Origin of the sequence: Rathayibacter sp. VKM Ac-2801 (assembly GCF_009834245.1) — a bacterium.
In the GTDB taxonomy this organism is placed as follows: Bacteria; Actinomycetota; Actinomycetes; order Actinomycetales; family Microbacteriaceae; genus Rathayibacter.
On the sequence record NZ_CP047183.1, the window covers coordinates 2,259,446 to 2,284,060 of the forward strand.

The window sequence follows — 24,615 nt, forward strand, 5'->3', positions numbered from 1 at the left end:
TAGGGTGCGACGCATGCGCCGTCCCGCCGCCCTCCTCCTCGTCGCCCTCGCCGCGGCGGCCCTCTCCGGTTGCTCGCCCGCGGCCGACCCGGAGCCGAGCGCGAGCGGCGCCGTCAGCGGCACGCCGATCCCCCTCGCCTGCGAGCAGCTGGTCCCGGCCTCGGCGCTCGCGGGCCTGTGGGGCGGATTCTCCCCGGACGACGGCATCGAGACCACCGCGGTCTCCGACGAGATCACCCAGTACGACGGCCTGGTCTGCGGATGGTCCGACGACTCGGGCGCCGAGCTGCAGCTGGCCGTGGCCCACCTCGATCCCGCGGTGATCGAGGCGCTCAAGAACGAGTTCTTCACCACCAGCAAGGCCGTCCCCACCTACGGCAAGCCGCCGGAGATCGAGGGCTACTACCAGGTGGCCGAGGGGCGGGGCGTCGCGGACGCCTTCGTCGGCGAGTACTGGATCGAGGCGTCCAGCGCCTCCTTCGTCGAGCCCGGGGACCCCGAGCCGCTCGTGCGGTCGGCGATCGGCGTCCTCGCCGGCTGAGCCCCGGCGTCAGCCCAGACGCACCGGCGAGACGTGGTCGTCGACGAGCGCCGCGTCGCAGTCGGCCTCCACGCTCATCCCGGTCAGGCGCAGGTCCGTCAGGTAGCTGCTGAGGAACGCTGTGTCGGCCGTGTCCCGACCGGACGAGATGCGCAGCATCGACCCGCGCGGAGCCAGCCGGGTCGCGTCCACGACGTGCCAGGCGCCGCCGACCCACGCCTCCGTGACCGCGTGGAAGTCCCGCGGCTCGAGGCCCGGCGCGTAGACCGCCGTCACCCGGGCGGGGATGTCGAGAGCGCGGAGGAGCCCGGCGACCGTGTGCGCGAAGTCCCGGCACACGCCCTGGCCGCTCTCGATCACCTGCGCCGCTCCCCCGGTGCCGACCGTCGACCCGTAGACGTACGACAGGTGGCCGTGCACCCACTCCTCGACGGCCGTCAGCGCCTCGAAGCCGCGGGCCCGCCCGAACTCCCGCCGGGCGATCCCGCCGAGCACGTCCGCCTCGGCGTACCGGCTCGGCCGCAGGTACTCGACGAGCTCGAGCTCGCTCGGCTCGTCCGGAACGCCGTGGCCGACGACCCGCGCCCGGTACTCGACCCGCATGTCGCCCTCGTTCCCCGCGACCCGGTGCACGCGAGCGCCGTGGCGCGCCGGGAACTCCCGCACCGGCACGTCCTGCCCGTCGAGCAGGACGGTGAAGGAGTCCTCGAACGAGTCGCCGGTGGACGTCGCCGCCACCAGGAAGATCAGGTCGGTCGGACCGTTCAGACGCAGATCCAGCGAGGCGGAGACAGTGCGCAGCATGCCTCCATCGTGGCACGTGCGAGGACCGCTCCCCGCGTCGGAGCCCGCCCCGCCCGGGTGCTAATGTGGTCAGGCACTCCTGGCCCCCATAGCTCAGGGGATAGAGCACTGCCCTCCGGAGGCAGGGGCGTAGGTTCGAATCCTACTGGGGGCACATCCGCGGCACTCCGCTTCCCTCCCCCGCACTCGGGCGCTCAGCGCCGGAGCTCGACACCCCTCGAGACGCACCCGCTCTCAGCAGGCCGAGCACTCTCTCGCGGTACGCGGCGGAGTCCGATCGTTGCGCAGCTCACAGACGCTCCTTCTGTTCCCGGACAGTACGAAGGCCCGCGATCGACGATCACGGGCCTTCGGGACGTTCACCACCGGCGCTCGGCCGGTCGGGCTCACTCGTAGAGGTGGAAGGTGCCGGCGCAGTCGGCCGAGCAGAAGCCGTCGCGACGACGAGCAGAAGCTCCTCCGCATGCTTCGCAGCGGCGGCGTCCGAGCATCCGCGAGATCAGGCTCTGGGGCGCCGACGCGATCACCGAGACCGGGGTGTCGGGGCGCACGGGGGCTCCCGTGGTCGAATCGAGCTGGATCCCAGCGGTGTCGAGCGTGGCGCGAAGCATCCGTGTTCCTTCCGATCGGTGAACCGTGTGCGAGCACTGTATTGCCAGTCCCTGAGAACTTGCGAAGGGCTTGACGAGGCTCGCGATCGAGAGTAGCCGAGAACGACATCTGTCGGTCAGTCGGGATCGACCCGTGAACGAGGAACAGCCGCGCGCCCTCCTGGCGGAGAGCAGCACGGCTGTTCGAGGTGTCGGGTTCGGCGGGCGGACGATGCCCGCGCTCGTGGGAGCGGGGCGACGGGCCCGGAACGACCGGGAAGTGGGGCTAGTACGCGCCGCTGGTGCTCCGGGTGTCGATCGCCACCGTCGGTGCGGGCACCTGCACCGGTCGCAGGGCGGGGAGCGAGGCGCTCCTGCCCGTGCGGAACGGCAGCAGGACGAGCATGACGGGGAGAAGGACGATCCACAGGAGGACCGACAGCGCGAGACGCGCCCAGATGGAAAGAATATTGAGCATTTTTGTGCCGCCTTCGGGTGACGGTAGAAGTGAACTCCGCGAACAGTATCATCGGGCCGACGGGGGGAGAAGAGTGGAATTGCGCCAGTGATCGCGCCTCTCCCGCCACGCCCCCGAGCGGTCTGCCACCCCTCTCTTCGTCGCCCAGCGCCGATCGGATGGGTCGATCCCGCATCCGATCGACACACGGCCCGCGCAGTGCGTCCTCCTGAGAGCCGGGCCGTAGGGTGAGCGCGTGAAGATCCTTGTCGTCGAAGACGATCCAGCCATGGGTGAGGCCCTCGTCGGCGGCCTCGAAGACGCCGGCTACGAGCCCGTGCTCACCACGAACGGCATCGACGCGCTCGTCGCGTTCAGCAACGCCGAGTTCTCGGCCGCCATCGTGGACGTCATGCTCCCGGCGATGTCGGGCTTCGAGATCTGCCGCCGGATCCGCGAGCTCGGCCGGCCCACGCCGATCATGCTGCTGACCGCGCGCGACGCGATCGAGGACCGCGTCTTCGGGCTCGACGCCGGAGCGGACGACTACCTCACCAAGCCGTTCGCGTTCACCGAGCTCAATGCGCGCCTGCGCGCCCTCCTGCGCCGCAGCCCGTCGCTCATGTCCACCTCGATCGACGTCGGCCGCATCACCGTGGACGGATCGAGCATCCGGCGCACCGCCGACGGCTCGCGCATCCACGTCAGCCCGAAGGAGCTCGAGCTCCTCAAGCTCCTCATCACTCCCGTCGGCTCCGTCGTGACCCGGCAGCGGATCCTCTCGGAGATCTGGGGCGGCGGCGAGATCGTCGACAACAACATCGTCGACCAGTACGTCAGCTACCTGCGCAAGAAGCTCCCGACCGAGGACACGGGCGTCAGCATCGTGACCGTGCGCGGCAAGGGCTACTTCCTCCGTCCGGTCGAGTAGCCCGTGTCGCGGGTGAGCACGGCACGCCGCCGGGTCGGCGCGCTCTCGATCCGCGCGAGGATCACCGTGGGCACGGTCGCGGTGGCGACCGCCCTCTTCGCGCTCGCCGCGCTGCTCTTCTACCAGGTGGTCACCGGCATCGTCGATCGCAGCGAGCGGACGATCCTGATGTCGATCGAGGACGAGGTGCGCCGCGACATCTCGGCGGGCAACGTCCCGCGCACGCAGGGCTCGTCGACGGGCCAGCTGTTCCTGGCCCTCGCGCCCGACGGGAGCGTCAGCACCTCGACCATGCCCTCGCGCCTGAGCGGCGAGGTGCTGAGCGCCCTGGCGGAGGAGCCCGCCGACACCTCGCCCCGGTACGCCGATGTGACGACGGCGAACGGGAGCTACCTGGTCCGCTTCACGGCCATCGAGAGCGACCGCGGCGTCTGGCAGGTCGCCTCCGCCCGCGACCAGGCCGCCTCGCAGCTCGTCCTCGACGACTTCGCCCACGTGCTGGTATACGCCGCGATCTTCCTCGTCGTCACGTTCGGGCTCGCCTCGTGGATCCTCACGGGCGCGGCCCTCGCCCCGGTGCGCCGGATGCGGGCGCGCGCGGATCAGATCGCCGCCGAGCCCGGGCAGGGCGACCAGCTCCCGGTGGTGGGCACGCGGGACGAGATCGACGAGCTCGCCGTGACGCTGAACGCGTTCCTGACCAAGCAGACCGCGTCGCTCGCCCGCGAGAAGCAGATGGTGTCGGATGCGAGCCACGAGCTCCGCACGCCGCTCGCCGCGCTCTCGGCGCAGCTCGAGATCGCCCACCACCGCGTCGACGACCCGGTCGCGGTCGACCGGGTCATCCTCGACGCGCAGAAGAGCGTCGACCGCCTCGTGCGCCTCGCCTCCGCCCTGCTCGACATCTCGCGCATCGAGAGCCGCACCGTCCGCCCGACCGCTCCCTTCGCCGAGCTCGTCGACGAGCTGGTGGGCGCCGTCGACCGCACCCGCCTGCTCGCCTCGGAGTCGGGGGTGGAGATCGACTACGAGATCGACGAGCGCGAGCCCGCGCGGCTCTACGCGGTCGCGTCCCAGGACTTCGGCCGGGTGATCGACAACCTCGTCAGGAACGCGATCCAGGCGATGAACGGCGGCGGCATGATCGTCGTCTCCCTCTCGCAGACGGACGGGCGCCTCCTGCTCAGCGTCTCGGACGACGGACCGGGCATGCCCGACGCCTTCATCCCGGTCGCCTTCGACCGCTTCTCCCGTCCGGACGACTCTCGGACCCTCGCCTCCGGTGGCAGCGGGCTGGGACTCGCCCTGGTCCACACGACCGTTCTCTCGGCCGGCGGGACGGTCGCCCTCGTCAACCGCTCCCCCCGGGGTCTCGCAGTCGACATCGTCCTCCCGCCCGTCGGCTCCGCCTGAGCGGCCCCGCCGGAGAACGACGAAGGCCCCCGGCGGACCGGGGGCCTTCGTGGAGGATCGTCAGCGCGGGTCGTCCTCGGGGCGGACCGGCTGCGGCTGCGGGTCGCCGACCGCGGCGGGCGGCGGAGCCCAGGACGTCTGCGGCGCCTCTGCCGGGGCGGTGCCGCCGTCGAGCAGGTTGCGCGCGCGATTGACCACCTCGGGGTCCACGAGCACGGAGTAGCTGGTCGCGATCACCTGCATGGTCGAGGTGAAGTCGCGACGGCGGCGGTTCACGGCGTAGGAGGCGAGCCCGAAGAGCATTCCGAAGCCGGCGCCCAGCAGCACCGCCGCGATGAGGAAGGAGAACTCCGTCGTCGGCGAGAAGATGATGAGCAGGAGACCCAGGAACACGCCGAGCCAGGCACCGGAGGCCGCTCCCGCCAGGGCGACGCGGCCCCAGGTCAGCTTGCCGGTCACCCGCTCGACGCTCTTGAGCTCGTTGCCGATGATGGCGAGCTGGCGCACCGGGAAGTCGGCGCGAGCGAGCACGTCCACGGCGGCCTGCGCCTCCTGGTACGTGTCGAAGGTGGCGAGGATCTCCCCGCGCGGGATCGTGGGGGAGGCCGGCCCTCGGCCGTTGAACGGCGTCTGCTGAGTCACCCGGGCAGAATCGCACAGGCCACTTGAAGGTCTCTGAACGGATTCGGAGAACGGGCCGAGGGCGGGCCGGGAACCCTCGGCGTCCGCCCGGCCGCACGGGACTAGGTTTGTAGCCGTGAGTTCCGCCAGAGTCTTCGTCGCGCGCTTGGCCGGATGCAGTGTCTTCGACCCGGCCGGCGATCGCGTCGGCAAGGTCCGCGACGTGCTCCTGGTCTACCGGCAGAACGACGCCCCGCGGGTGGTCGGCCTGGTGGTGGAGATCCCCGGGCGCCGACGCGTCTTCGTGTCGATCGGCCGGGTCACCAGCATCGGCAGCGGCCAGATCATCACCACCGGGCTCATCAACGTGCGCCGCTTCGAGCAGCGCGGCGGGGAGGTCCGCGTCATCGCCGAGCTCCTCGGCCGCCGGGTGAGCTTCGTGGACGGATCCGGCGACGCGGTCGTCGAGGACGTCGCGATCGAGGAGGCCGCTCCCGGCGAGTGGGAGCTCGCGCAGCTCTTCGTCCGGCGGCCCAAGACCAGCCCCTCCCCCTTCGCCAAGGGAGCGACCGCGTTCGCCGGCTGGCGCGAGGTCCGCGAGAGCGTCTCGACCGAGGCGCAGTCCGCTGAGCAGTACGTGGCCAGCCTCTCCGAGCTCAAGCCCGCCGACCTCGCCAGCACGCTCCTCGATCTGCCGCAGCAGCGGATGCTCGAGGTCGCCGGCGAGCTCTCGGACGACCGCCTCGCAGACGTGCTCGAGGAGATGCCCGAGAGCGAGCAGGTCGAGATCCTCGGCCGGCTCGACGACGACCGCGCCGCCGACGTGCTCGACCAGATGCAGCCGGACGACGCGGCCGACCTGATCGCGCAGCTCTCGGAGGAGCGCGGCGAGGCGCTCCTGGAGCTGATGGAGCCCGAGGAGGCGGACGACGTCCGCATGCTCCTCACCTACGCTCCGGAGTCCGCCGGCGGTCTGATGACCACGGAGCCGATCATCGTCTCCTCCGAGGCGACCGTCGCCGAGGGTCTCGCCCTCATCCGCCGCCACGAGCTCGCCCCGGCGCTCGGCGCCGCCGTCTGCGTCACGCTGCCGCCCTACGAGCCGCCGACCGGCCGCTTCCTCGGCATGGTGCACTTCCAGCGGATGCTCCGCTACCCGCCGCACGAGCGCCTCGGCACCCTGCTCGACCAGAGCATGGATCCGATCACGCCCGAGACCTCGGCGGCCGAGGTCGCCCGGATCCTGGCCAGCTACAACCTCGTCTCGGTGCCCGTCGTCGATGCGTCCCATCGCCTCGTCGGCGTCGTGACCATCGACGACGTCCTCGACTACCTCCTCCCCGACGACTGGCGCAGCCACGGCGACGACGACGAACCGAGGACGCCGGTGACGACGGCGACGCAGGGCGTCCCGCTCGTGCCGCCGGCACCCGCGGCGACAGGCAGGACACGACGGGGACGGAGGGGCACGCGTGGCTAGGGACAGCAAGCAGGATCGGCGCCTGGACGCCCCCAAGGGGCTGCGCACCCGCGTCCTCTCGCGGAGGAACCGCCCGAGCAGCGACCGCTTCGGCCGCCTGACCGAGTCGTTCGCCCGCGGCATGGGCACGCCGTGGTTCCTGGTCGGGATGACGATCTTCTGCGTCTTCTGGCTGATGTTCAACACCTACGGACCCGCGGACGCGCGCTTCGACTCGCAGGCCCTCGGCTTCACGGTGCTGACGCTGATCCTCTCGCTGCAGGCCTCCTACGCCGCGCCGCTGCTGCTGCTCGCGCAGAACCGCCAGGACGACCGCGACCGCGTGCAGATCGAGCAGGACCGGCAGCGGGCCGAGCGCAACCTCGCGGACACCGAGTACCTCGCGCGCGAGGTCGTGGCGCTGCGCCTGGCCATCCGCGACATGGCGAGCAAGGACTTCATCCGCTCGGAGCTGCGCGGCCTGCTCGAGGAGCTCGAGAAGGATCGGGCACAGGCACCCGAGCGGCGCGATGCCTGACGTCGCCGCGATCGAGACCGCCGTGAGGGCGGCGCTGGCCCGCGTCGTCGATCCGGAGATCCGGAAGCCCATCACCGAGCTCGACATGCTCGAGTCGGTCGAGGCGGCCGTCGACGGAGCGGTCCGCGTCGCGATCCGACTGACCATCGTCGGCTGCCCCGCCGCCTCCGCGATCGAGCGCGACGTCCGCGAGGCCGCGGCCTCGGCTCCCGGAGTCACGGCCGTCGACGTCCTGGTCGGAGTCATGACGCCGGCGCAGCGCACCGCCCTCACCGAGCGCCTCCAGGGCGGCCGTCGGAGCATGCCCTTCGGCCCGGACTCGCTCACCCGCGTCTACGCGGTCACCAGCGGCAAGGGCGGTGTCGGCAAGTCGACCGTCACCGCCAACCTCGCGGTCGCCCTCGCTCAGCGGGGGCTCGCGGTCGGCCTGGTCGACGCCGACGTGCACGGCTTCTCCATCCCCGGCCTGCTCGGGCTGATGCACGACGGGCGCGTCGCGGGGCCCACCCGCGTCGGCGAGCTGATGCTGCCGCCGGTGGCGCACGGCGTGAAGGTCATCTCGATCGGGATGTTCCTCGAGGGCGACACCCGAGGGGCCGCCGTCTCGTGGCGGGGGCCCATGCTGCACCGCACGATCTCCCAGTTCCTCACCGACGTGTACTTCGGCGACCTCGACGTGCTCCTGCTCGACCTGCCTCCCGGCACGGGTGACGTGGCGATCTCCATCGGGCAGCTGCTCCCGCACGCGGAGGTGCTGATCGTCACCACGCCGCAGCCGGCCGCCGCCGACGTGGCCGAGCGCAGTGGAGCGCTCGCCCGCCAGTCGGGTCAGCGCATCGTCGGAGTGGTCGAGAACATGTCCGGACTCCCCCAGCCCGACGGCTCGGTGCTGGAGCTCTTCGGCAGCGGAGGCGGAGCCGAGGTCGCGCGTCGGCTCACCGCGGCGGGCGACGAGGTGCCGCTGCTCGCGTCGCTGCCGATCTCCGTGGCGCTGCGAGCGGGGGGCGACGAGGGCGTGCCCGTCGTCGTCGGCGATCCGGAGGATCCTGCTGCCCGGGCGATCGACGCCCTGGCGGCGACGCTCGCCGCGCGGCCGCGAGGACTGACCGGCCGTCGGCTTCCACTCGCCGTCGGCTGACGCCTCCGAGCGCCTGCGCACTCCTGCGTCCGGGAGGCGTCCGTCGAGACGCCGCAGCCGCGCTCCTCGCGGAGCAGGGCTCAGGTGGCCTCGGAGTCGATCGGCGGCGGCGCGACGCTCGAGAGCGTTCCGGACGAGACGGAGCGCTGCATCGTCGTGTAGTAGCTGTCCTGCGCCGAGCCGGTGCCGCCCGGCACGACCGGAGCGGCGACAGCGGTGGGCGGCTTCACCGTGGGGGCCGGATCGTCCTCGAGCAGGGCGTCGCGGATGATGCGGCGGGGATCGTACTGGCGCGGGTCGAGCTTCTTCCAGTCGACGTCGTTGAACTCGTCGCCCATCTCGTCCTTGACGCGCTCCCTGGCCTGCGTGGCGAATCCGCGCACCTTGCGCACGAGCTGCCCGAGCTGGGCGGCGTAGTGCGGGAGGCGGTCGGGACCCAGCACGAAGACGGCGATGACCCCGATGATGAGGAGCTTGTCGAACGTCAGACCGAACACGAGGACAACACTAACCCGCCGCGCCTCCCCCGCGGAGCCCGCGCGCCACCGTACCCTGACGATGCCCGGGCGCGATCCGCCCGGTGCACCGATCAGAGGAGCGCCCCCGTGTCCGACAAGGATGCCAACTGGAAGTACGCCGAGGACGCGGTCGTCGAGTCGGAGGCCATCGCCTCGGCCCGCCGGCTCTCGGTCGAGCTGGGCATCGACGCCGTCTCCCCCTCCATCGGGGCGCAGGCCGCGCTGGTCGCCGCGGCGGCGCGCGCGACCTCCATCATCGAGATCGGCACCGGCACCGGGGTGAGCGGCCTGTGGCTGCTCGACGGCGCCCCCGAGGCCATGCTCACCTCGATCGACTCCGAGGCGGTGCATCAGCAGCACGCGCGCGCCCAGTTCCACGAGGCGGGCATCTCGCCCAACCGGCTCCGGCTCATCCCGGGCCGCGCCCTCGAGGTGCTGCCGCGGATGAACGAGAACTCCTACGACATCGTCTTCGTCGACGGCGATCCGCTGCAGGTCATCGAGAACGTCGAGCACGCGCTGCGGCTCGTCCGCCCGGGAGGGACGGTCCTCGTCCCCCACGCGCTGTGGCGCGGACGCGTGGCCAACCCCGCTCAACGCGACGAGATCGCGACCGCGTTCCGCACGCTGGTGGCCGAGGTCTGCGCCTCCCCCGCCGTGGTCAGCGTGCTCTCGCCGATCGGCGACGGCCTGCTGCAGGCCAACAAGCGCCGCGCCTGACGAGCGCTGCTCCGCCGGGACAGACGGAACGCCCGCCGCACGGTGTGCGACGGGCGTTCACGACGGTGCGGATCAGGCGGGAGACACCACCGACGCGAGCGCGTCGTGCAGCTCTTTCGCCTCTGCATCGTTGACCGAGACGACGAGGCGTCCGCCTCCTTCGAGCGGAACGCGCACGACGATGAGTCGGCCCTCCTTAACAGCCTCCATCGGTCCGTCTCCGGTCCTCGGCTTCATGGCCGCCATAGAGTTCCCCTTTCGTGACGTATCCCTCTATTATCGTGCATCCGCGGGGGTGATCCGAACCGCGCCCGGAAGTCGGGGGTCAGCCGATCACGGCGGGGACCAGTCGCCCGGGGTGAACACCCAGCACAGGAGCACCCAGACGATCTGCCCGACGATCGATGCGGCCACCACGAACACCCTCAGGAGGGTCGACCGCGGCACCGCGAGCGCCCCGGCCAGCGGGAACATCGGCATCAGGATGCGGAACGTGCTCGACTGCGGGTAGAAGAACGCGAAGAGGTAGATCGCGTAGCCGCCGACCCAGAGCCGCGAGAAGACGTCGAGGCTGCGCGTGGCCCGCGAGAACAGGATCGCCAGGAATCCGAGCACCACCACGACGGTGATGCCCATCCCCGTGATCGGCGAGCCGAACCAGAGGCCTCCCCACCAGCCTCCGCCGGCGAACCAGGAGGTGAACGGGATGAGCTCGCCCTCGCCGATGAAGACGCTGCGCCAGGCGAGCTCGGTGTCGGTGTACGCGGTGAAGGAGCCGGTGACAGCCCAGGCGATGAGCAGCCAGGCGAAGCCGACCGCGAGGGACCAGACCGTGAGGGACACCGTGAAGGCGAACTCCCGGCGGGTGAACGGCTCGGTGCCGCGCACGTGGCGCCAGACGCGGTAGAGGAAGTAGAGGCCCGTCATCGCCGCGATCGCGAGACCGCTCGGGCGCAGGAGCCCCACGACCAGCACGACGGGGAACGTCCAGACCCACTTGCGGCGCACCAGCAGGAGGAGCAGCACGGCCGTCAGGAGGATGCCGCCGGACTCCGCGTAGCCGATCTGCAGGATCGGCGACGTCGGAGCGACGCAGAAGAAGACGATCCCCATCAGCGCCTGGCCCTCGCTGAGCGAGACGCGGAACAGCCGGTAGATCACCAGGCACGCGGCTGCACTGCAGACCAGGGCGACGAGCACGGCCGCGTTCGCCCAGTCGAGCCCGGTGATGTTCATCAGGCCGCGGACGGTGAACGGGTAGACGGGCATGAACGCCCAGGGGTTCTGCTCGACTGCTCCGGACGGCGAGAGCGGCAGGACCGACGGGTACCCCGTCATCCCGATCCGCTCGTACCAGCCGCCGTCCCACGTCGTCGCGAACCGGACGTAGGTGTCGCGGAGTCCCGTCCACTCGACACCCTGACGCACGGCGCCGACCCGGAGCATGATCACGGTCGTGACGACCCGGGACACGGCGAAGACCAGGAGCACCTGGATCCACCACGGGATCCTCCGGAGAAGAGCCCACCGGGAGCGGGACGGGGAGGCGTCCTCCGTCTCCGGCGCGATCGCGGTGGCGCTCACGCGAGCGGCCCGCGGTCCGCCGGGGAGTCGGAGGGGGGAGGAGTCGTCAGCGGGGGGCGGGCGGGAGTCGCCGCGGCTCGCCGGCGTGTCGGCCGGAGGAGGGGCGACGCGTGTCGCGGCTCACCGGCTGGCGTGAGGGGAGACATTCCGACGAGCATACCCGCGCGGGAGTCGGAAGTCCCCGGAGGAGCACCGCGTCGGCCGCACGCGCGGAGCGATCACGGCGGAGTCCAGTCCGATCCGGCGACGGCCCAGCACAGCGAGATCCAGGCGATCTGGCCGCCGATCCCGAGCAGGACCAGCGCGACGCGGAAGACCGGCGAGCGCGGGACCGCCAGCGCTCCGACGAGCGGGAACATCGGGCCCAGCAGACGGAAGGTGCTGGACTGCGGGAAGAAGAAGGCGAGCAGGTAGACGCCGTACCCGGCGACCCAGGCCCGGCTGAAGAGGTCCAGCCTCCGGGTCCACGGTGCGGCGAGGATCCCGACGAGCGCCGCCAGCAGGAGCACCACCAGCACGACGCCGACGGCCGGAGCCCCGAACCACCACGAGCCCCACCAGGCTCCGCCCTGGAACCACGGGGTCAGCGGGAGCAGCTCCTGGTACCCGATGTAGACCGCGCGCCAGGCCAGCTCGGTGTCGGTGTACGCGGTCATCGACCCGGTGACGGCCCACGCCACGGCGGGCCAGAGGAAGCCGACCACGAGCCCCCACGCCGTCAGCCCCAGGGCCGGCAACCACTCCGACCGTGGGAACGGCTCCGTGCGGCGCCGGACGAACCGGTAGACGACGTAGAGGCCGAGCGCGGCGGCGAAGGCGAGCCCGCTCGGCCGCGTCAGACTCAGCAGCAGCACCACGGGCACGACCGCGAGCCAGCGGCGCCGCACCAGGAGGAGGAGCGTGATCGCGGTCAGGAGCATCGCCATCGACTCCGCGTAGGCGAGCTGCATCAGCGGCGAGGTCGGCGCCACGCAGAACAGCAGCACCGCCGTCAGCGACTGCGACTCGCCGAGGGAGTGCCGGAAGAGGCGGTACAGGACGAGGCAGGCTCCGGCTCCGCACAGGACGGAGACGGTGACGGCGGCCGGAGCCCAGGTGAGGCCGGTGACCGCCATCAGCGCCTTCACGACGCCCGGGTAGAGCGGCATGAAGGCCCAGGCGTTCTCTCCCACGTGGCCGTCCTGCGTGATCGGCAGGAAGCCGGGGTACCCGGTGGCCGCGATGATCTCGTACCAGCGGCCGTCCCACATCGACGCGAACGCCGAGTAGGACGGGGAGGGCCCGGTCCACGGGTTCGCGAGCTGGTGCGCAGCGAACTGCAGCAGGATCACGGTCGTGATCACACGGGTCGCGACGTACACCAGGAGGACCCGCGCCCACCACGGGACCAGGCGCAGGCGGAGGCGGACGGGGACGGCCGTGGCGATCGCGCTCACGAGGACGCGGTCAGCCAGCGGCGGAGGCCCTCGGCGCACTCGGTGATCTCGTGCACCGCCACGCGCTCGTCGTCGGCGTGGGCCCGGAGCGGGTCGCCCGGTCCGTAGTTGACGGCGGGGATGCCCAGGGCGGAGAACCGCGCCACGTCGGTCCAGCCGTACTTGGGCTTCGCCTCGGCCCCGACGGCCGCGAGGAAGGCCTGCGCCAGAGGTGCGTCCAGACCCGGGCGGGCCCCCTCGGCCAGATCGTCCACCGTCATCTCGAACCCCTCGAAGAGCTCCTCGAGATGGGCGAGCGCCTCCTCCCCGGACCGGTCGGGGGCGAAGCGGTAGTTCACCTGCACCGTGCAGAGGTCGGGGATCACGTTGCCCGCGACCCCGCCGGTGACGCGCACGGCGTTGACGCCCTCGCGGTACACGAGGCCCTCGACCTCGACCTCGCGCGGAACGTAGGCGGCGAGGCGGTCGAGGATCGGCGCGGCGGCGTGGATCGCGTTCTCGCCGACCCAGCTGCGGGCGGAGTGGGCGCGGACGCCGCGGGCGACCACGTCGACCCGGAGCGTCCCGTTGCAGCCGCCCTCCACAGCTCCGCTCGTCGGCTCGCCGAGCACGGCGAAGTCGGCCGAGAAGAGGTCGGGGCGGTGCCGGGAGAGACGCCCCAGTCCGTTGAGGTCCGCTGCGACCTCCTCGTTGTCGTACCACATCCAGGTGATGTCGACGGCCGGGTCGGAGAGCTCGGCGGCGAGGACGAGCTGCACCGCCACACCCGCCTTCATGTCGACGGTCCCGCGGCCGACCAGGTGCTCGACCCTGTCGATCGTCTCGGTGACGACGGGCAGATTGCCGTTGACCGGCACCGTGTCGAGGTGCCCGGCGATCACGACGCGCTGGGCGAGACCGAGGTTCGTCCGCGCCACGACGGTGTGGCCGTCGCGGATGACCTCGAGGTGGTCGTACTGCTCGAGCGCCCACTGCACCGCGTCCGCGATCTCGAGCTCGTCGCCCGAGACGGACGGGATGTCGCAGAGGATCCGCGTCAGGGCGACCGGATCGGTGCGCAGATCGAGCGGAGGGGCGGTGGTCGCATCGGCCATGCGCCCCAGGGTAGCGGCCGCACGCTCCGCGCTACCCTGATCGGCATGACCCTCGAGCACTCCGCAGACTCCTCCGCGCCCGCCTCCGCCTGGGGATACGGGCTCGCCACCGTGGCCGCCGACGGCACCGTCCTCGACACCTGGTTCCCGGAGCCGCGCCTCGGCACCATCCCGGCGGGCCGCGACCCCTGGATCGTCCCGGCGGAGTTCGAGGAGCAGGCCGGCGAGGATCCGCGCCGCGAGGTCCGGATCGACGTGGTCACGCTGCAGATCGACGTGCAGGCGCCGCCCGCCTCCACGTCCGACGCCTACCTGCGGCTGCACCTGCTCTCGCACCTCCTGGTCCGCCCGAACGAGGTGAACCTGGACGGCGTCTTCGCGCACCTCCCGAACGTGGTCTGGACGAACGCCGGCCCGGTGTCGCCGGAGTCGTTCACCCGTCTGCGCCCCTCGCTCCGGCGCCACGGCATCCAGGCCACCGGGATCGACAAGTTCCCGCGGCTGACCGACTACGTCACCCCGGCGAAGGTGCGCATCGCGGACACCTCCCGCGTCCGCCTCGGCGCGCACCTCGCACCCGGCACGACGGTGATGCACGAGGGCTTCGTCAACTTCAACGCCGGGACCCTCGGCAGCTCGATGGTCGAGGGGCGCATCTCCCAGGGCGTCGTGGTCGGCGACGGCTCGGACATCGGCGGCGGCGCCTCGATCATGGGCACCCTCTCCGGCGGAGGAGTGCAGCGCGTGTCGATCGGCGCGCGGGCTCTGCTGGGTGCGAACTCGGGCATCGGCATCTCCCTCGGCGACGACACCGTCGTCGAAGCCGGCCTCTACGTGACCGCCGGCACCAAGGTCGTCGTGGTCGGCGGAGCGCCGCGCGCGGACGGCGGCCCGCAGACCGTGAAGGCCGTGCAGCTCTCGGGCGTGCCGAACCTGCTCTTCCGCCGCAACTCCCTCACCGGTGCCGTCGAGGTCCTCCCCCGCACCGGCGCCGGCATCGAGCTGAACGCCGCCCTGCACGCCTGACCCGCGGGCGGGCGGCCGGCGCCGCCGACCCTGCACGCGGCGCCCCGGGGCGACCCGTGCTGACCGAGTCACGCCGCCTCCCGACCGGAGCGTGGAGGCGGGCGCGCCGAGAGCCCGCCCCCGACGGGGACGGGCTCTCGGGGACCGGTCAGCGGTCGGTCGGCCAGTGGCGCTCGGGCGAGCCCATGTAGAGCTGCTGCGGGCGGCCGATCTTGGTCTGCTTGTCGGTGTTCATCTCGCGCCAGTGCGCGATCCAGCCGGGCAGGCGGCCGATCGCGAAGAGCACGGTGAACATCCGGGTCGGGAAGCCCATCGCCTTGTAGATGACGCCCGTGTAGAAGTCGACGTTCGGGTAGAGGCGCCGCTCCTTGAAGTAGTCGTCCTCGAGCGCGAGGGCCTCGAGCTCCATCGCGATGTCGAGCAGCGGGTCCTTCACGCCGAGAGCCTGCAGGACCTCGGAGGCGCTCTCCTTGACCAGCTTCGCGCGCGGGTCGTAGTTCTTGTACACCCGGTGGCCGAAGCCCATCAGGCGCACGCCCTCCTCCTTGTTCTTCACCCGCTCGACGAAGGTCGACACGCTCTCGCCCGACTCGCGGATCCGGCCGAGCATGGTGAGCACCGCCTCGTTCGCTCCTCCGTGCAGCGGGCCGAACAGGGCGTTGATGCCGGCCGACACGGAGGCGTAGAGGTTCGCCTCGGTGGAGCCGACGAGGCGGACGGTCGACGTCGACGCGTTCTGCTCGTGGTCCTCGTGGAGGATCAGGAGGCGGTCGAGCGCCTTCGAGAGCACCGGGTCGACCTGGTACTGCTCGGCCATCGTGCCGAAGTTGAGGCGGAGGAAGTTGTCGACGAAGCTCAGCGAGTTGTCCGGGTAGAGGAACGCCTGGCCGATCGCCTTCTTGTGGGCGTACGCCGCCATCACGGGCAGCTTCGCCAGGAGGCGGATGGTGGTGAGCTCCACCGCCTCCGGGTCCTTGGGGTTGGAGCTGTCCTCGTAGTACGTCGACAGGGCCGACACTCCGGCCGAGAGCACCGACATGGGGTGCGCGCTGTGCGGGAGCGCGTCGAAGAAGCGCTTGAGGTCCTCGTGGAGGAGCGTGTGGCGGCGGATCCGCTCGTCGAAGCCCGCGAGCTCGTCGGCGGTCGGCAGCTCGCCGTAGATGAGGAGCCAGGCCACCTCGAGGTAGGTCGCGTTGGTGGCCACCTCCTCGATCGGGTAGCCGCGGTAGCGGAGGATCCCCTGGTCGCCGTCGATGTAGGTGATCTGCGACTTGGTGGCCGCCGTGTTCACGAAGCCGTAGTCGAGCGACATGAAGCCGGTCTGCTTGGACAGGGTCGAGAAGTCGATGCTCGAGGAGCCGTCGACGCTGCGCAGGACCGGGAAGTCCGCGGTGCGGTCGCCGAATGTGAGCGTGACCTTCTCGGGGAGCTCCTGCTCCGCCGGCGCGGGAGGCGGCGTCGTGGCGCTCCCGGTCGCGGACTCCGTGGAGCCCACCGTCGCGGTTCCGTCGCTCTGCGTGCCGGATTCGGTCACAACGCCTCCCAGGTCGTCGCGGTCGCACCCCGGAAGCGCTCGCGCGGAGCGGGCGGCGCCGGGTCTGGATCGTGGTGCAGCCGGGGCCTCGCGAGGCGCCGTCGACCGAACCACATACAGCCTATGGGCAAAGCGGGGGCACTGTGACATCGCCCAGCGCTGGGCCCGGGGCCTTGTCGGAACCCACCAGGATCGGGTGGGTCGAGCGCCTCAGAGGCCGCCGGACAGGCGCTCGACGGCGGCGTCGATCCGCTCGTCGGAGGCCGTCAGCGAGAGGCGCACGTGCTCGGGGAAGCCCTCCCCGTAGAACACGCCGGGCCCCGCGAGCACGCCGAGGCGGGCGAGCCGGTCGATGGACTCCCAGGCAGGGCGCCCCTCGGTCGCCCACAGGTAGAGGCCGGCCTCGCTGCGGTCGATCCGGAAGCCCGCGGACTCGAGGGCGGGCCGGAGGAGGTCGCGGCGGGAGCGGTAGCGCTTCTTCTGCGCGGCGACGTGCTCGTCGTCGGCGAGAGCGACGATCATCGCCTCCTGCAGCGGCCCGGGCACGATCATGCCCGCGTGCTTGCGGACGGTCACCAGACGCGCGATCAGGGTCGCGTCCCCGGCGACGAAGGCGGCGCGGTAGCCGGCGAGGTTCGACTGCTTGCTCAGCGAGTAGACGCCGAGGACCCCGGTGCGATCCTCCCCCACCACCCGCGGGTCGAGGATGCTCGGGATCGGCTCGTCGGCCCAGCGCCCTTCCCAGCCGAGCTCGGCGTAGCACTCGTCCCCCGCGATCACGGCGCCCAGCTCGCGGGCACGGGCGACGGCGCGCCGCAGGGCGGGAACGTCGAGCACGGCCCCGTCGGGGTTGCCGGGCGAGTTGAGCCAGACCAGGCGGGTCGTCACGGGCCACTCGGCGGGGTCATCGGAGGCGAGCGCCACGGCCCCGGCGATCGCCGCGCCCATCGCGTACGTCGGGTAGGCGGCCCGCGGATGCACGACCACGTCCCCCTCCCCGAGTCCGAGGAGGAACGGCAGCCAGGCGACGAGCTCCTTGGAGCCGATCGTGGGCAGGACCTCGTCGACCCCGAGGCCCTCGACTCCGCGGCGCCGCGCGTACCAGGCGGCGATCGCCTCGCGCAGGGCGGGGGTGCCGACGGTCGTGGGGTAGGCGTGCGAGTCCGTCGCGCGGGCGAGCGCGTCACGGATGGGAGCGGGCGTCGGGTCCACCGGCGAGCCGATCGACAGGTCGACGATCCCGCCGGGGTGCTCCGCCGCCGTGCGGGCGAAGGGCGCCATCAGATCCCAGGGGTAGTCGGGCAGCGCGCCGAGGGCCACGGGAGCGGCCTCAGTGGCTCTGCGGAGGCAGCGCCGCGATGACCGGGTGGTCCTTCGCGATCACGCCGACCTTGGCGGCTCCGCCCGGGGAGCCGATCTCGTCGAAGAACTCGACGTTGGCCTTGTAGTAGTCGGACCACTCCTCGGGGAGGTCGTCCTCGTAGTAGATCGCCTCGACGGGGCAGACCGGCTCGCAGGCACCGCAGTCGACGCACTCGTCCGGGTGGATGTAGAGCGAGCGCTCGCCTTCGTAGATGCAGTCGACCGGGCACTCGTCGATGCAGGCGCGGTCTTTGACATCGACGCACGGAAGTGCGATCACGTAGGTCACGGTGCTCCAGGCTCCTTCGAACAGTGTCTCTATCGTACGGGGGCCGACGGGGCGTCGGCGTCCGCGGGCCGCGGGGCAGCGGCGGGAGCGGCCGCCCGCAGCCGCGGCCAGGCGATCACGACCAGGGCGATGAGGGCGGGAAGGAAGGTCCAGGCCACGCCGAGGCCGTTCGCCGGGACGAGGACGGATCCGCCGGTGCTGCGCAGGGCGAGCAGCCCGATCATCCCGAGCAGGCCCATCGCGGTGCAGAACGCGACGAACCGGTCGATCAGGACGAGCCGCAGGCCGAGCAGGAGCAGCAGCACGCCGGCGAGGGAGGCGGCGAGGCCGACCGGGAGGACGACTCCGCCGACCGGCACGGTGCTCTGGTGGGCGACCGTCGTGATCGCTCCGACCACTGCGCCGACCAGGACTCCGGCGACGCCCGACAGTACGCGCGACCCCGGCGTCGGACGCTCCTCCGGCAGCGGCACCGGAAGGCCCGCCTGCGCGACGGGGCGGAAGCGCTCGATCCGGCCGATGGGGAACGGCGGACCGCTCGAGAGGCGGGCCTCGTCGCCCTCGACGACCAGCTGCGTCGCATGCGCCTCGAGGGCGGCGCGCTTGCGGGCGTGGTCCTCAGCGGACAGCTCGATGACGACGTCGCCGGGGAGGGGCGGGGCCGCGTCGGGGAGGACGGCGAGGAAGCGCAGGCCCAGCAGCTCGGCGGCGCGCTCGGCCACCCGTGCGGTGCGGACGTGGTCCGGATGGCCGTAGCCGCCGCCCGCGTCGTAGGACAGCACGACGCCCGCGTCGACCTGCCGGAGGACGGCGACGAGGTCGGCCACCTCCTCGTCCTCGGACGCGGCGGTGAAGGAGGCGGGGTGCACCGGCTCGAGCGGCACCGGGACGCGGCCGGGACCCCACTGCATGCCGGAGTCCCGGTAGACGCGCGGACCGAGCCCGGGTGCGCGGGCGCCCGCCTCGCCGAGGAAGCGGTGGTCGGCGACGCCGAGGGCCGTCAGGGCGACGACGAGCTCGGTCGTCCGGTGCGCGGCCAGCTCTGCCGAGCCCTCGAGCGGAGCGAGGTCCTCGGGGATGACCTCGCCGCACTCGCCCCGCGTGGCGGTGACGACGGTGACGGAGGCGCCCTGCGCCACCAGTCGCGCCAGGGTCCCGCCCATGGTGATCGTCTCGTCGTCGGGGTGGGCGTGCACCGCCACCACCCGCTCCGCTGCTGCGTCCCGGCCCGCGTCCACTCTCCGCCTCTCGTCCTGCGCGGCCTCCGCTGCGGGCGCTTCTGGACAGCGACCGGGCAGCGGACTACAGTCGACCCGGGTTAGGCAAGGCTTACCGAACAACGGGGCCTCGCCGACCGGATCGACTCGGGGCGGGAGTCGCCCCCTCCTCGTCCACCATCGACCAAGAGAACACGCGTGCTCGCAAACTACCTCATCGGCCTCCGCGAAGGCCTCGAAGCCGGCCTCGTCGTCGGCATCCTCGTGGCCTACCTGACCAAGCTCGGCCGGCGCGACGTGCTGCCGCGGCTGTGGACCGGCATCGCCGCGGCGATCGCGATCTCGCTCGTGACCGGTGCGATCCTCACCTGGGGCCCCTCGACCCTGTCGTTCCAGGCCCAGGAGCTCATCGGCGGCGGCCTCTCGATCCTCGCCGTCGGCCTGGTCACGTGGATGATCTTCTGGATGGGCGCGAACGCCCGCAGCCTCAAGGGCGACCTCGAGTCCCGGCTCGACGGCGCCGTCGCAGGGTCGGCTCTGGGCATCGTGGTCCTCGGCTTCATCAGCGTCGGCCGCGAGGGCATCGAGACGGCGCTCTTCGTCTGGGCGAGCGTGTCCTCGAGCAGTGCGGGGTCGGGATCCAGCGCCTGGGTCGGCACGATCGGCGCACTGCTGGGCATCCTCAGCTCGGTGGTCATCGCGTACCTGATCTTCCGGGGCTTCGTCCGGATCGACCTCGGCCGCTTCTTCACCTGGACGGGCGGCTTCCTCATCCTCGTCGCGGCCGGCGTCCTCTCCTACGGCGTCGGCGACCTGCAGGAGGCGTCGCTCCTGCCCGGCTGGGGAACCCCGCTGTTCTCGCTCGGCCCGATCCTCCCGCCGCCCGTGACCGCCGTGATCGGCGGCCTCTTCAACTACACGCCCGAGCCGACCGCTCTGCAGTTCGCCGCCTGGCTGCTCTACCTCGTCGTCGTCGGCGCCCTGTTCGTCCGCCAGGTCCGCCTGCGCGGCCCGAGACGGGGCAGCGCGGCCCCGGTCGCCGCTCCCGCTCCCACCTCCGTCTGACCCGCTCCGGCACCGCCGGCGCACTCGCCCCCGATCCAGGAGAAGCATGTCCTCGCGCGCTCGCCCCACCCTCCCCCGCGTCACCCTCGGCCTCGCCGGAGCCGGCGCCCTGGCGCTGATCCTCACGGGCTGCGTCCCGAACACCCCCGCGTCCTCCTCCTCCGCCGCGCTCGACGTCGCGATCAGCGACGACGCCTGCGACGTGTCGACCGCGACCGCCGAGGCGGGAGCGGTGACCTTCTCGCTGACCAACGGCGGCTCGGACGTCAACGAGTTCGAGATCCTGGCCGAGGACAAGCTGCGGATCGTGGGCGAGAAGGAGAACGTGACCCCGGGCCAGAGCGTCTCCTACGTCGCTCAGCTCGAGCCGGGCACCTACTACACCGCCTGCAAGTTCCAGCAGGTCGGCGCCCCGGTCGGGCTGAGCGAGTTCGTCGTTACCGGTGAGGCGACCGCGCAGTCGGCGGACGAGAAGGCGGCGACGGAGGCGGCGGTCACCAACTACGTGGCGTACGTGAAGTCGCAGGTGGGCGAGCTGCTGCCCGCGGTCGCCGAGTTCGCGCAGGCCTACGAGGCCGGCGACGACGAGTCGGCGCGCTCCCTCTTCGCGTCGACCCGCGTCTTCTACGAGCGCATCGAGCCGACCGCGGAGGCGTTCGGCGACCTCGACCCGCGCATCGACTACCGCGAGGTCGACGCGGTCGCCGAGGGCCTTGACTGGACCGGCTTCCACCGCATCGAGAAGGACCTGTGGGCCCCCGCGGACGGGGCGCTCAACTCCGACGGCACGAGCGCCCTGCTCGACTGGGCGCCCTCCACCCCCGAGCAGCGCGCGCAGTTCGGCCAGGGCCTCGTCGACGACGTACAGAGCCTCGCCGACCTCGTGAACGCACCCGGCTTCACCGTCTCGGTGGGCGACATCTCCAACGGCGCCATCGGCCTGCTCGACGAGGTCGCGGCCGGCAAGATCACGGGCGAGGAGGACTGGTGGTCGAGCACCGACCTCACCGACTTCGCCGCCAACGTCCAGGGCGCGGAGGTGGCGTTCGGCAACGTCGAGCCGATCGCGACCGCCAGCGGCGACGAGGGTGCCGACCTCACCGGGCGGATCACGCAGCGCTTCTCGGCGCTCGACGCCCTGCTGGCCCAGTACGGCTCGATCGACTCCGGCTTCGCCGCGTACTCCACCCTCACCGCCGAGCAGAAGAAGGAGCTCTCGGACGCGGTCAACGCCCTCTCCGAGCCGCTCTCGCAGCTGACCCACACGGTCCTCGGCGTCGAGGAGCCGGCCGCGTAGTGGACGCCGCGCAGCACGAGGGAGCCCTGCCGGCGGACACCGGGCAGTCGGCCGACGAGCCCCGCCGCCTCTCGCGGCGCGGGCTGCTCGGCCTCGTCTCGGCGGGGACCGCCGGACTGGCCGCCGGAGTGGGCGGCACCGTGGCCGTCACCTCGTCCGCGAGCGCGACGGCCTCCTCCACCACGCGCACCGTACCGTTCTTCGGCGCGAACCAGGCGGGGATCACCACCGCCGCGCAGGACCGGCTGCACTTCGCCGCGTTCGACCTCGCCGCGGGCGCTACGCGCGAGGACCTCATCGAGCTCCTGAAGGACTGGACGCTCGCCGCCTCGCGGATGACCCAGGGCCTGGAGGTCGGCGAGACCGGCGCGGTGGACGGACCGGACACGGCTCCCCCGGAGGACACCGGGGAGGCGCTCGGGCTCGACCCCGCGTCCCTCACCGTCACGGTCGGCTTCGGGCCCACCCTCTTCACGGACGAGTCCGGCGCCGACCGCTTCGGCCTCGCCGACCGCCGCCCCCCCGAGCTGCAGTCCCTGCCCCGCTTCCGCGGCGACGCGCTCGTCCCCTCGACCGGCGGCGGGGACCTCTGCATCCAGGCCTGCGCCGACGACCCGCAGGTCGCCGTGCACGCCATCCGCAACCTGAGCCGGATCGCGTTCGGCCGCGCCTCGCTCCGCTGGTCGCAGCTCGGGTTCGGCCGCACCTCCTCCACGTCCACCGCCCAGGCGACTCCGCGGAACCTCTTCGGCTTCAAGGACGGCACAGCGAACGTGAAGTCCGAGGAGGCCGACGCCGTCCAGGAGCACGTCTGGGTCCCGTCCTCCGACGGCCCCGCGTGGATGGTCGGCGGCAGCTACCTGGTCGCGCGGAAGATCCGGATGATCATCGAGACGTGGGATCGCAGCCAGCTGGGTGAGCAGGAGCGGGTCATCGGACGCAGCAAGGGGTCCGGCGCGCCGCTCTCGGGCGGAACGGAGTCCACCGAGCCCGACTTCGCGGCGGCCGGTGCCACCGGTGCCCCGCTGATCGATCAGGAGTCGCACGTGCGCCTCGCGCACCCGAGCGTGAACAACGGGGTGCGGCTCCTGCGCCGCGGCTACAACTTCGTCGACGGCAACGACGAGCTCGGACGCCTGAACGCGGGGCTGTTCTTTCTCTCGTTCCAGCGATCGCCGCAGCAGTTCGTCACGGTGCAGCAGAAGCTCGCGAACGACGCGCTCAACGAGTACATCAAGCACGTGGGATCCGCGATCTTCGCGGTGCCTCCCGGCGCTCGGGACGAGAGCGACTACGTCGGCTCAGGCCTCTTCGCCTGATCCACCTGAGCGGACGCGCATCCGATCCCAGCCGGTGTGCCGCTCGCTCCTATCCCCCGCAGAGACCGGCTGCCTAGCCTCGGTCCGATGTCTGGACACGGAGCGAAGAGCGGGCTGACCAAGCGCGAGCGGCAGGAGCTCGCCCGCGAGGAGGCGAGGGAGCGGCGCGAGGCCGAGCGGAGGCGTCGGCGGCGCAACAGGATCCTCGGCCAGAGCGGAGCGGCCGTCGGCGTGCTCGCGGTCGTCGCTCTCGTGGCGTGGAACGTGTGGTCGCAGCAGGCCGTCGCGAGCATCGGCCCCGCGAACATGCTCAGCGACGGCATCGTGCTCTCCGGCTCCGACTCGGCCGTCACCGCGGTCACCACGGCGCCGATCGAACCCGACGCACACCCGGTCCCCACCGACGAGGCGACGGTGCGTGCCGGCGGCGTGGTGACCGTCGACCTCTACGTCGACTACCTCTGCCCCTACTGCGGGCAGTTCGAGTCGACGAACATGGCGAATCTGGAGTCCTGGCTGACGCAGGGGGCGATCACTCTCGAGATCCATCCGATCGCGATCCTCGATTCGTCTTCGGCAGGCTCGCAGTACTCGAGCAGAGCAGCCAACGTCGCGGCCTGCGTCGCCGACGAGGACCCCGACCGGTTCCTCGCGGTGCACAAGGCACTGTTCGCGAAACAGCCCGCAGAGGAGACCACGGGTCTCGACGACGACGCGCTCCGGACGCTCGTGACCGACGCGGGCGTGACCGACGACGACGTGCTCGCGTGCATCACGAGCGGCGAGTTCAGGCCGTGGGTCGCAGCAGCGACGCAGCGGGCGACCACGCAGCCGCTCGCGAACTCCTCGCTCGACAAGCTGGAGTCGACTCCGACGGTGATCGTCAACGGTCAGCAGTACACGGGAGCACCGGACGACGCCGATGCGTTCGTGTCGTTCATCACGTCGACCCTCGACGCGGAGTCGTCCTCCGCGACGGACACCCCGACGCCGACACCGGCGGGGTGAACGGGGACCCGCTGCGCCGGCAGGGAGCGGGTCTCGTGGGAGAAGTCACTCCGCGGGTGCGGCTGCGTCCTGCTCGTCTGCGCCGCCGACGAACCGAACGGGAACCGAGAACCAGACGAGCATCGGCAGTCAGGCAGAAAAGGCATCTGCGTCTCGGCGACCGTCGTTCGGCCTCCGCCTGCGACCAGGCCGACGCCGTCCTGGTCCGCTCTCAGACAGTCGTGCCGCCGGTCCTCCGCGAGTCACTTCGCGAGGGCCCAGCGGAATGTGTTGACCAGCGCGAACACCGCGGGGACCAGGACGAACACGGCGATGGCGAGAGCGAGGTACCCAGCGCCGGACCTCACGCCGTACTGGTAGCCGAGAAGCATGCCCAGTAGCACGGTGAGGATACCGAGGGCGAACACGATCCAGCCGATCACCCGGGACTCACCGAGAGCAGAGAGGAGCGTGGGCAGGAAGGCGATGCCGAGGGCGATGGTCCATACCCACATCGCGGAGTCTTCGACGCCTGCGAACCCGGCAGGAACGCCTTTGAGAACTGTGGCGAGGACGTGGAGGACGATGTAGAGCAGCAGGCCGATGCCCGTGGTGGTCCATAGCTGCGTGGCGCGACGCGCGGCGGCGGCGGAGGGAGCGGTGGTGTCCGTCATT

Annotated in this window: 26 protein-coding genes and 1 tRNA gene; 13 read left to right on the forward strand and 14 right to left on the reverse strand. The window is 71.8% G+C overall.

The genetic code is table 11. From position 1 onward, the window contains the following. Positions 1 to 13 precede the first annotated feature (13 nt). Complete coding sequence (locus tag GSU45_RS10405; RefSeq protein WP_159914777.1) at positions 14 to 541, forward strand: hypothetical protein; 528 nt, start codon at positions 14 to 16, stop codon at positions 539 to 541. 9 nt (positions 542 to 550) lie between these two features. Here GSU45_RS10405 and GSU45_RS10410 read toward each other — a convergent pair whose 3' ends face one another. Next, positions 551 to 1,345, reverse strand: a complete 795-nt coding sequence (locus GSU45_RS10410) for a transglutaminase family protein (RefSeq protein WP_159914779.1) — start codon at positions 1,343 to 1,345, stop codon at positions 551 to 553. Between the two features lie 82 nt (positions 1,346 to 1,427). On the opposite strand from GSU45_RS10410, the gene GSU45_RS10415 reads away from it, so the two are divergent. Further along, a tRNA-Arg gene (locus GSU45_RS10415) sits at positions 1,428 to 1,499 on the forward strand. A 232-nt stretch (positions 1,500 to 1,731) separates the two neighbouring features. Here GSU45_RS10415 and GSU45_RS10420 read toward each other — a convergent pair. Together GSU45_RS10420 and GSU45_RS10425 are read right to left on the reverse strand one after the other, a co-directional pair. Continuing rightward, positions 1,732 to 1,956 carry a hypothetical protein gene (locus tag GSU45_RS10420; protein ID WP_159914781.1) on the reverse strand — a complete coding sequence of 75 codons (225 nt, stop codon included), beginning with the start codon at positions 1,954 to 1,956 and terminating at the stop codon, positions 1,732 to 1,734. A 265-nt stretch (positions 1,957 to 2,221) separates the two neighbouring features. Then, positions 2,222 to 2,413: a hypothetical protein gene (locus GSU45_RS10425; RefSeq protein ID WP_159914783.1), complete on the reverse strand. Its 192-nt coding sequence runs from the start codon at positions 2,411 to 2,413 to the stop codon at positions 2,222 to 2,224. A 235-nt stretch (positions 2,414 to 2,648) separates the two neighbouring features. On the opposite strand from GSU45_RS10425, the gene GSU45_RS10430 reads away from it, so the two are divergent. Together GSU45_RS10430 and GSU45_RS10435 are read left to right on the forward strand one after the other, a co-directional pair. Beyond that, positions 2,649 to 3,323, forward strand: coding sequence for a response regulator transcription factor (locus GSU45_RS10430; protein ID WP_279631093.1), 675 nt, complete (start codon positions 2,649 to 2,651; stop codon positions 3,321 to 3,323). Between the two features lie 12 nt (positions 3,324 to 3,335). Next, entirely contained in the window at positions 3,336 to 4,736 is a 1,401-nt protein-coding gene (locus GSU45_RS10435) for a HAMP domain-containing sensor histidine kinase (RefSeq protein ID WP_159914787.1), read from the forward strand. A gap of 60 nt (positions 4,737 to 4,796) precedes the next feature. On the opposite strand, the gene GSU45_RS10440 is transcribed toward GSU45_RS10435, so the two are convergent. After that, positions 4,797 to 5,378 (reverse strand): general stress protein, encoded by a 582-nt coding sequence (locus tag GSU45_RS10440; protein WP_244248090.1) that lies wholly within the window; start codon positions 5,376 to 5,378, stop codon positions 4,797 to 4,799. Positions 5,379 to 5,493: 115 nt separating this feature from the next. On the opposite strand from GSU45_RS10440, the gene GSU45_RS10445 reads away from it, so the two are divergent. The 3 genes from GSU45_RS10445 to GSU45_RS10455 are packed head-to-tail and all read left to right on the forward strand — an operon-like array spanning position 5,494 to position 8,492. After that, positions 5,494 to 6,837, forward strand: a complete 1,344-nt coding sequence (locus GSU45_RS10445; protein ID WP_159914789.1) for a CBS domain-containing protein — start codon at positions 5,494 to 5,496, stop codon at positions 6,835 to 6,837. Continuing rightward, on the forward strand, positions 6,830 to 7,354 hold the full coding sequence (locus tag GSU45_RS10450) for a DUF1003 domain-containing protein (RefSeq protein WP_104277239.1): 525 nt from the start codon (positions 6,830 to 6,832) through the stop codon (positions 7,352 to 7,354). Before GSU45_RS10445 ends, GSU45_RS10450 begins: the two co-directional genes overlap by 8 nt. Beyond that, on the forward strand, positions 7,347 to 8,492 hold the full coding sequence (locus tag GSU45_RS10455) for an Mrp/NBP35 family ATP-binding protein (RefSeq protein WP_159914791.1): 1,146 nt from the start codon (positions 7,347 to 7,349) through the stop codon (positions 8,490 to 8,492). The genes GSU45_RS10450 and GSU45_RS10455 overlap by 8 nt, the downstream gene beginning before the upstream one ends. An 80-nt stretch (positions 8,493 to 8,572) precedes the next feature. Here the strand turns inward: GSU45_RS10455 and GSU45_RS10460 are convergent, their stop codons facing one another. Continuing rightward, on the reverse strand, positions 8,573 to 8,989 hold the full coding sequence (locus GSU45_RS10460) for a twin-arginine translocase TatA/TatE family subunit (protein ID WP_146076468.1): 417 nt from the start codon (positions 8,987 to 8,989) through the stop codon (positions 8,573 to 8,575). Positions 8,990 to 9,097: 108 nt separating this feature from the next. Here GSU45_RS10460 and GSU45_RS10465 point away from each other — a divergent pair, with 108 nt between their 5' ends. Continuing rightward, positions 9,098 to 9,730: a class I SAM-dependent methyltransferase gene (locus GSU45_RS10465; RefSeq protein WP_104222989.1), complete on the forward strand. Its 633-nt coding sequence runs from the start codon at positions 9,098 to 9,100 to the stop codon at positions 9,728 to 9,730. 72 nt (positions 9,731 to 9,802) lie between these two features. Here the strand turns inward: GSU45_RS10465 and GSU45_RS10470 are convergent, their stop codons facing one another. The 4 genes from GSU45_RS10470 to dapE form a co-directional block, all read right to left on the reverse strand. After that, the gene (locus GSU45_RS10470; protein WP_068208299.1) at positions 9,803 to 9,976 is read right to left on the reverse strand and encodes a DUF3117 domain-containing protein; all 174 of its coding nucleotides are present in this window, start codon (positions 9,974 to 9,976) and stop codon (positions 9,803 to 9,805) included. An 87-nt stretch (positions 9,977 to 10,063) separates the two neighbouring features. Next, a complete protein-coding gene (locus GSU45_RS10475; RefSeq protein ID WP_159914793.1) occupies positions 10,064 to 11,314 on the reverse strand; it encodes a hypothetical protein in 1,251 nt (416 codons plus the stop codon). Positions 11,315 to 11,532: 218 nt separating this feature from the next. Further along, positions 11,533 to 12,750 carry a hypothetical protein gene (locus GSU45_RS10480; protein WP_244248091.1) on the reverse strand — a complete coding sequence of 406 codons (1,218 nt, stop codon included), beginning with the start codon at positions 12,748 to 12,750 and terminating at the stop codon, positions 11,533 to 11,535. Then, positions 12,747 to 13,844 carry a succinyl-diaminopimelate desuccinylase gene (dapE, locus tag GSU45_RS10485; RefSeq protein ID WP_159914795.1) on the reverse strand — a complete coding sequence of 366 codons (1,098 nt, stop codon included), beginning with the start codon at positions 13,842 to 13,844 and terminating at the stop codon, positions 12,747 to 12,749. Before dapE ends, GSU45_RS10480 begins: the two co-directional genes overlap by 4 nt. A 45-nt stretch (positions 13,845 to 13,889) precedes the next feature. Between dapE and dapD the strand changes: the two genes are divergently transcribed. Further along, positions 13,890 to 14,870: a 2,3,4,5-tetrahydropyridine-2,6-dicarboxylate N-succinyltransferase gene (gene dapD / locus GSU45_RS10490; protein ID WP_159914797.1), complete on the forward strand. Its 981-nt coding sequence runs from the start codon at positions 13,890 to 13,892 to the stop codon at positions 14,868 to 14,870. 148 nt (positions 14,871 to 15,018) lie between these two features. Here dapD and GSU45_RS10495 read toward each other — a convergent pair whose 3' ends face one another. The 4 genes from GSU45_RS10495 to GSU45_RS10510 all read right to left on the reverse strand — a co-directional run bounded on the left by GSU45_RS10495 (position 15,019) and on the right by GSU45_RS10510 (position 19,293). Next, a complete protein-coding gene (locus GSU45_RS10495) occupies positions 15,019 to 16,404 on the reverse strand; it encodes a citrate synthase (protein ID WP_279631094.1) in 1,386 nt (461 codons plus the stop codon). Positions 16,405 to 16,614: 210 nt separating this feature from the next. Beyond that, complete coding sequence (gene dapC, locus GSU45_RS10500) at positions 16,615 to 17,724, reverse strand: succinyldiaminopimelate transaminase (protein WP_159914799.1); 1,110 nt, start codon at positions 17,722 to 17,724, stop codon at positions 16,615 to 16,617. 10 nt (positions 17,725 to 17,734) lie between these two features. Next, the gene (gene fdxA / locus GSU45_RS10505) at positions 17,735 to 18,055 is read right to left on the reverse strand and encodes a ferredoxin (RefSeq protein ID WP_104222984.1); all 321 of its coding nucleotides are present in this window, start codon (positions 18,053 to 18,055) and stop codon (positions 17,735 to 17,737) included. A 29-nt stretch (positions 18,056 to 18,084) separates the two neighbouring features. After that, complete coding sequence (locus GSU45_RS10510; RefSeq protein WP_159914801.1) at positions 18,085 to 19,293, reverse strand: PIG-L family deacetylase; 1,209 nt, start codon at positions 19,291 to 19,293, stop codon at positions 18,085 to 18,087. A gap of 177 nt (positions 19,294 to 19,470) precedes the next feature. On the opposite strand from GSU45_RS10510, the gene efeU reads away from it, so the two are divergent. The 4 genes from efeU (at position 19,471) to GSU45_RS10530 (ending at position 23,961) form a co-directional block, all read left to right on the forward strand. Continuing rightward, on the forward strand, positions 19,471 to 20,337 hold the full coding sequence (gene efeU / locus GSU45_RS10515; protein ID WP_159914803.1) for an iron uptake transporter permease EfeU: 867 nt from the start codon (positions 19,471 to 19,473) through the stop codon (positions 20,335 to 20,337). A gap of 46 nt (positions 20,338 to 20,383) precedes the next feature. After that, positions 20,384 to 21,634, forward strand: coding sequence for an iron uptake system protein EfeO (gene efeO / locus GSU45_RS10520; protein WP_159914805.1), 1,251 nt, complete (start codon positions 20,384 to 20,386; stop codon positions 21,632 to 21,634). A 26-nt stretch (positions 21,635 to 21,660) separates the two neighbouring features. Then, complete coding sequence (efeB, locus tag GSU45_RS10525; protein ID WP_159917055.1) at positions 21,661 to 22,953, forward strand: iron uptake transporter deferrochelatase/peroxidase subunit; 1,293 nt, start codon at positions 21,661 to 21,663, stop codon at positions 22,951 to 22,953. An 87-nt stretch (positions 22,954 to 23,040) separates the two neighbouring features. After that, positions 23,041 to 23,961 (forward strand): thioredoxin domain-containing protein, encoded by a 921-nt coding sequence (locus tag GSU45_RS10530; RefSeq protein ID WP_159914807.1) that lies wholly within the window; start codon positions 23,041 to 23,043, stop codon positions 23,959 to 23,961. A 242-nt stretch (positions 23,962 to 24,203) separates the two neighbouring features. On the opposite strand, the gene GSU45_RS10535 is transcribed toward GSU45_RS10530, so the two are convergent. Then, positions 24,204 to 24,614: a hypothetical protein gene (locus tag GSU45_RS10535; protein WP_159914809.1), complete on the reverse strand. Its 411-nt coding sequence runs from the start codon at positions 24,612 to 24,614 to the stop codon at positions 24,204 to 24,206. Position 24,615: the final 1 nt, after the last annotated feature.

Coding starts and splice junctions, on each gene's coding strand:
- GSU45_RS10410 (WP_159914779.1), bottom strand. CDS start 1,345: ATGCTGCGCACTGTCTCCGCCTCGCTGGATCTGCGTCTGAACGGTCCG.
- dapD (WP_159914797.1), top strand. CDS start 13,890: ATGACCCTCGAGCACTCCGCAGACTCCTCCGCGCCCGCCTCCGCCTGG.
- GSU45_RS10420 (WP_159914781.1), bottom strand. CDS start 1,956: ATGCTTCGCGCCACGCTCGACACCGCTGGGATCCAGCTCGATTCGACC.
- efeO (WP_159914805.1), top strand. CDS start 20,384: ATGTCCTCGCGCGCTCGCCCCACCCTCCCCCGCGTCACCCTCGGCCTC.
- GSU45_RS10455 (WP_159914791.1), top strand. CDS start 7,347: ATGCCTGACGTCGCCGCGATCGAGACCGCCGTGAGGGCGGCGCTGGCC.
- GSU45_RS10530 (WP_159914807.1), top strand. CDS start 23,041: ATGTCTGGACACGGAGCGAAGAGCGGGCTGACCAAGCGCGAGCGGCAG.
- GSU45_RS10425 (WP_159914783.1), bottom strand. CDS start 2,413: ATGCTCAATATTCTTTCCATCTGGGCGCGTCTCGCGCTGTCGGTCCTC.
- GSU45_RS10470 (WP_068208299.1), bottom strand. CDS start 9,976: ATGGCGGCCATGAAGCCGAGGACCGGAGACGGACCGATGGAGGCTGTT.
- dapE (WP_159914795.1), bottom strand. CDS start 13,844: ATGGCCGATGCGACCACCGCCCCTCCGCTCGATCTGCGCACCGATCCG.
- GSU45_RS10535 (WP_159914809.1), bottom strand. CDS start 24,614: ATGACGGACACCACCGCTCCCTCCGCCGCCGCCGCGCGTCGCGCCACG.
- GSU45_RS10405 (WP_159914777.1), top strand. CDS start 14: ATGCGCCGTCCCGCCGCCCTCCTCCTCGTCGCCCTCGCCGCGGCGGCC.